The sequence below is a fragment of the Streptomyces sp. NPDC048504 genome (assembly GCF_043200035.1).
Taxonomy (GTDB): Bacteria; Actinomycetota; Actinomycetes; order Streptomycetales; family Streptomycetaceae; genus Streptomyces.
The window spans coordinates 1-4,627 of record NZ_JBICXA010000045.1 but is presented as its reverse complement, the minus strand read 5'-3'; the positions used below and the strand labels follow the sequence as shown (position 1 = coordinate 4,627).

Below are 4,627 nucleotides of genomic sequence, written 5' to 3'. Positions count from 1 at the left end.
CGCCCGCGCGGGGTCGTTGCCTATCTCTGGCGCCCCGCGGCCCCCCCCCCCCCCCCCCCCCCCGCCCCGGGGGGGGGCGGGGGGGGGCGCGCCCCCCCCCCCCCCCCCCCCCCACTTCTGGGTTCGCGGCCAGGAAGCCCGGAGCGCGCTGCCCGATCAGCTTTCGGTCTTCTGCTTCCGGGGAGCGGCGCGCTTCCGGGCCGGCTTTTCGGGCCGCTCAAGCCTGCCCCGCAGCCCGTCGATGATGAATTCGAGCCCGGACTCGAAATCCGCGTCCGCCGCGAAGCTGACGCTCCAGTACTCCTGGGTCTGCTCCATGCCGGGGTACGTACGTTGCTCCTCCGGGCTCTGCGAGGCCCAGATGGGATCGGAGCCGTGCCACGCGAACCGGTTCTCCTGCTCCCCGGTGCGCTCGAACAGGCGCGTCTTCTGCACGCACCCCTGCGTGTAGACGGACATGGCCATGTAGCCGCGCGCCGCCGTCTCGGGGTCGAAACCGGCGTCGAGCAGGATCGACACCTCGCGGTCGATCCGGTCGAGGAAGAGCGTCCGCGGACGGACGGTGCTGAGCTGGCTCCGGAAGATGAGGAAGTCGCACAGCACAGGGTTGTCGTGGAAGATGCGCCGCATCTCCCGGAAGTAGGAGCGGCAGTGCTCGTCCCAGGGCAGCCCGGCGTAGTCGGGCAGTTGGCCGAGGAATCTGCCGGACGCCACGACGAGCATGGCGTCGAGCAGTTCTTCCTTGGAGCGGTAGTACCAGTAGAGGCTGGTCACGCCGACGCCCAGACGAGACGCGACCTTCGGCATGCTCAGGGCGTCGAGGGAGTCCTCCTCGGCCAGTGCGAACGCGGCATCCAGGATGGCCTCGCTGCTGAGCGACCCCCGGGGCCGGCGGCCGGATTTCGTCGGGGCGTTCGCCTTGTTGGTGGCGTGTGGCATGCGATGGCCCATCCCATACTGATGTCGACGTCGGCTTTATAGTATGGCCTTCGTCTGGCGGGCGCTCCGTTGCTTGCCGGTGCGTACTGAGATCCCGGCGCTGCCTCCGACGGGCCGGAGCGCGGCGCTTCTAGCGGACGGCGAGGTCGGCGGCCAGGTTCCGCCTCAGCACCTTTCCGGTCGCCGTGACGGGGAGTTCTTCGATGAACCTCACCAGGTCGGGCGTTTTGGATCCGCGCAGCCGGGTCCGGACGTGGGCCCGGATCTCTTCGACGGTGCACCGGTGTTCCGGCTTGACCACGACGAACGCCGCGATGCGCTGGCCCCATTCCTCGTCGGGGACGCCGACGACGGCGCACTCAAGTACGGCCTCGTGTGTGGCCACGGCCTCCTCGACCTCTGCGGGAGCGATGTTCTCGCCGCCGCGGATGATGGTGTCGTCGGCCCGGCCCTGGACGAACAGATAACCGTCCTGGTCGAGGTAGCCGAGGTCGCGGGTGGGAAACCAGCCCCGTTCGTCGAGGCGGCTGCCGCCCTCCACGTACTCGCCGGCCACTTGCGCGCCCCGGACCACGATGTCGCCGACCACCCCAGGGGCACACGGCTCGCCGTGATCATCCTGGACCTCGATCGTGACATGGGGCAGCGCGCGGCCGACCGAACTCAGTCTCAGCCGTACCTGGGGGTCGTCGCCGTCCAGCGCTTCGCGGTGATCGTCGGGACCGAGGACGGCGATCGAGGAGGAGGTCTCCGTCAGCCCGTACGCGTTGACGAAGCCCGTCCGGGGGAACAGCCGCAGCGCGTCGGCGATGACCTTCGCGGACACCTTGGCGCCGCCGTACGACAGGGAGCGCAGGGAAGGCGGTGCGGTGCCCGCGGACTCCTGGAGTTCTCGCACGATGCGGCTGAGCATTGTCGGGACGACCATCGCGTGAGTGATCGCCTGCGTGCGGACCACCTCCAACCACTCGGCGGCGCTGAAGTGGTCGAGGTAGACGATCCTGCGCCCGGCGTACAGGTTCGACAGCAGATTCGCGATCGCGGCGATGTGGTACGGGGGGACGCTGACGATGGTGGCGTCGGTCTCCTCGGCCGAGGCGAACTCCACCGAGCCCAGGATGTACGACGTCAGGTGGCGGTGCCGAAGGACCGCGCTCTTGGGCGCTGCCGTGGTTCCGCTCGTCATCAGCAGCACCGCGATGGCCTCCTGATCACCGCTGACGAGGTCCGCGTCCGGGGTTGTGGGGGCGCAGCGGTCCAGGAACCCGTCCAGGCCGAGCACCGCCAGGTGGGGAGCGAGGCGCTCCGCCCGTTCCGAGGTGTCGGTGACCACGACAGCGTCTTCCTGGCGTGCCAGGATCTCGCACAACTGGTCGTCGCTCAGGCGGTAGTTCAGCGGCAGGAAGGGCACGTGCGCCGCCGCGGCGGAGAACAGTGCCACGGGGAAGGCTGGGCCGTTTCCCCCGAGGTAGACGACGGTTCGAGCACCCGTCCCGGCGAGGAGACGGCCGCCCGTCGCAGCGCGGTCGCGCAATTGTGCTCCGGTCAGGCCGTCCTCCCGTTCGCCGACGAGGACTCGGTCGCCCATTCCGGTGGCGACCATATCGAGCAGGGTCAACAGATCCACGGGGTCCTCCAGTCAGTCGGACGCGGGCAGCGGCTTGGCGGCCTTGAGCACGAGTTCCACTCCGTTGAACGTGAGCGGCCCCGGGCCCGGCTTGACGCAGAGCAGTTCGAGCCCGGACGGCTTGTGCTCGTAGCGCTTGCCCAGCACGACAGCGGGCCCCTCGGGCGACCCGGTGGCGGGCCGACCCGCGGCGTCGCTCGTCATCTCGGCGTCGCCGCAGTACACCGCGCCTTCGAGGCCGGGTGCGCGGACCACCACGACCTCGCACGTCGAGGATGTACTGCGGAGTTGGCTGCCGACGGTCAGTGGCATGAGAAGTCCCCTTCGCCCGATAGGACCGGTGCCGTGACACAGAGGTGGCAACGGCGGATCATTGTGTCTACGGTAATCTATACCGTAAGGAATACGATAGAAAGGTCGGCGTAACTATCGATGGCCTGGGACGACCGTGGCCGCGCCCTTGGGGAGGGCGCGGCCACGGTCGTGCCGCGTTCACAGGATCGCCTTGAGCTCCTTCGCCTCGGCGATCTCGGCCCAGGTCACGCCGGCTTCGACCAACAGCGCCTCGGTGTGTTCGCCGTACTCCGGGGCGCGTGCGGACTGCGGCCGGGTCTCGTCGAACTGCACGGGGTTGGACACCACGTGGTATTCGCGTCCGAGGCCGTCCTTGTTCGGTACGAGGTACTCGTTCGCGATCGCCTGCCGGTCGGCCAGGACCTCCTGGGGGCTGGCGATCACCGACCAGACGCCCTTCTCGTCGGCGAGTGCCGCCGTCCAGTGTTCGAGGTCCTGCGCGGCGAACGTCTCGCGGAGCAGGCGCACCGCCTCGTCGGCGTTCGCGATCAGGTTCTGCGAGGGGGTGAACCGCTCGTCGTCGGCCAGGTCCGCGCGTCCCACCCGGACGCAGAAGTCGTGCCAGAAGCGGTCCGGCTGGAGGAAGACCAACTGGATCCAGCGCCCGTCCTTGGTCCGGTACCGGTTCGTGACCGGATTCAGCGCGCTGCCGGGCGGTGGCACGGGGGTCCGGTCGACGCCGAAGAACTCGGCCGCGAGGATGTCCGGGGCCATGGTCCACATGGCCTGCGCGAGGAGCGAGACGTCGACCACGCTCGGCTCGCCGGTGCGCTCGCGGTGGAACAGTGCGCCGGCGACCCCTCCCGCGAGGGACATGCCGCTGGGCAGGTCACCGAAGGCCGCCCCTTGGGAGAACGGGAACTCGGCCCCCGGGGGTGTCAGGGCGTATGCGACGCCTCCGCGCGCGGTGAAGCTGGCAGAGTCGTAGCCGCCCTTGTCGTTCTCGGGGCCGCGCGGGCCCTGGCCGGAGCCGCGGGCGATGATGATCTTCGGGTTCATCGCGCGGATGTCCTCGACGTCGAGCCGTGCCCGGGCCCGGGGGCCGGGCAGCCAGTTCGTGAGGAATACGTCGGCCGACGCGATCAACTGGGCGAACAGCTCCCGGCCCTTGTCCGATTTCAGGTCCAGACCGATGCTCCGCTTGCCGCGGTTGGTGATCTCCATCATGTAGTCGGCGTCGACCGCGGCGTTCTCGCGCCGCAGGCCACCGACCACCAGGCTGCGTGTGGAGTCGCCGCCGCGGGTGTCCTCGATCTTGACGACGTCGGCGCCCCAGTCGGCGAGGACCGCTCCCGCAGCGGGCACGAAGGCCCAGGAAGCGAGCTCGACGACCTTGATGCCGTTGAGGATTCCCGTCATTGGAGTCCTTCCCTCTGCGATTGCTCTTGACCGGCCACTCGGCCGTTGGACCGGGGAGCGGCGGTCAGCCGCGTCCACGGACTGGAGAAGGTATTACCATAAGCATTACCGTAAGGGAATCGCCAGCGTGGCGGAAGTAGTGGGGTGCGGTCCGGGCAGGGTGCCGGGCAAGGCTCCCGCATGGCATCGAAAGCATTGCGGTAAGAGATACGGTATGTAAAACTTGCGGTCCGGTGCACTGCGGCCCCGGCGGCCGCGGGTGCGATGTCGGAGGTGGCGATGACGGACAAGCAGGTTCCGGTCCCGGACCGGTACACCGCGTTCTACTGGGAGAACGCGGCCCTGGGA

General features: G+C 69.2%; 4 protein-coding genes. All 4 read right to left on the bottom strand.

Annotated features, from left to right (window positions below; genetic code table 11):
* Window positions 1–156: 156 nt before the first annotated feature.
* Window positions 157–939: a TetR/AcrR family transcriptional regulator gene (locus ACGFY9_RS48860; protein WP_393765661.1), complete on the bottom strand. Its 783-nt coding sequence runs from the start codon at window positions 937–939 to the stop codon at window positions 157–159.
* Window positions 940–1,069: 130 nt separating this feature from the next.
* Window positions 1,070–2,566, bottom strand: coding sequence for a class I adenylate-forming enzyme family protein (locus ACGFY9_RS48855; RefSeq protein ID WP_393765659.1), 1,497 nt, complete (start codon window positions 2,564–2,566; stop codon window positions 1,070–1,072).
* 12 nt (window positions 2,567–2,578) lie between these two features.
* A complete protein-coding gene (locus tag ACGFY9_RS48850) occupies window positions 2,579–2,878 on the bottom strand; it encodes a hypothetical protein (protein WP_393765657.1) in 300 nt (99 codons plus the stop codon).
* A gap of 180 nt (window positions 2,879–3,058) precedes the next feature.
* On the bottom strand, window positions 3,059–4,279 hold the full coding sequence (locus tag ACGFY9_RS48845) for a CaiB/BaiF CoA transferase family protein (protein ID WP_393765655.1): 1,221 nt from the start codon (window positions 4,277–4,279) through the stop codon (window positions 3,059–3,061).
* Between the last annotated feature and the right edge of the window lie 348 nt (window positions 4,280–4,627).